Source organism: Paraglaciecola polaris LMG 21857, assembly GCF_000315055.1.
GTDB classification, from domain to species: domain Bacteria; phylum Pseudomonadota; class Gammaproteobacteria; order Enterobacterales; family Alteromonadaceae; genus Paraglaciecola; species Paraglaciecola polaris.
In genome coordinates, this window is sequence record NZ_BAER01000048.1 from 1 (window position 1) to 806 (window position 806).

General features: G+C 48.1%; 1 protein-coding gene. It reads right to left on the bottom strand.

Going from position 1 to position 806, the window contains the following annotated elements:
- On the bottom strand, window positions 1-706 hold a 706-nt coding region (locus tag GPLA_RS10760; protein ID WP_040514444.1), incomplete at its 3' end, for an IS30 family transposase.
- Window positions 707-806 lie beyond the last annotated feature (100 nt).

Below are 806 nucleotides of genomic sequence, written 5' to 3' on the forward strand. Positions count from 1 at the left end.
CATGACCGCAGAATTCTCCGCCATTATCAGCTGTTATCGTGTGCACATGACTACGGTAGCGCCACAGCATACCTACCATCGCTCTGCCTACATCAGCTGCGCTTTTAGCGGGCACCTTGCGTATCAAGTACAACTTACTTTTACGCTCTACTAAACTCACAATGGCACCTGTACCGTGCTTGCCTAGCACCGTATCTACTTCCCAATCACCAAAGCGTTCTTTCTCATCTACGATGGCTGGACGACACTCAATTCCAACGCGATTTGGAATGATAACGCGTTTCGCTCGGCTGCCTTTACGGTACTTACGGCGGCCTTGTCGAAGCTGTTTGTACAGTTTGCCACCCACTGATTTGTCTCGTTGAACGTAGCCGTAAATCCACTCATGGCTGACTGGGTAACCAACAATTTTACCCACACCAGCAATCTGCTCAGGACTCCATTTCTGAGAGAGACCGTACTCAACAAACCCAATGGTGAGTGCAGGCACTTGATATTTAGCAGCCTGACATCGCCGCCGTCTCGTTTTACTCTGCGCCAATTCAGGCAAATAATGACTGTCTCTCAAGCGATTGCGTCGAACTTCCCGGCTGATGGTGCTGTGACTGACACACAATCGCTTTCCTATTTCCCGATAACTGAAACCCTCGCGCAAGTAGGCCTCTATCTGATATCTTTGTCCTTCGATCAACTGCTTGTAACTCATGGTGATACTCTTTTTGTTTGGCGACTTAAGAATACCACCAACAGGCAGTTGTTCGTCTATCCCCAATTAACCATGAGTGGTGCACTTATTATCTGAATTC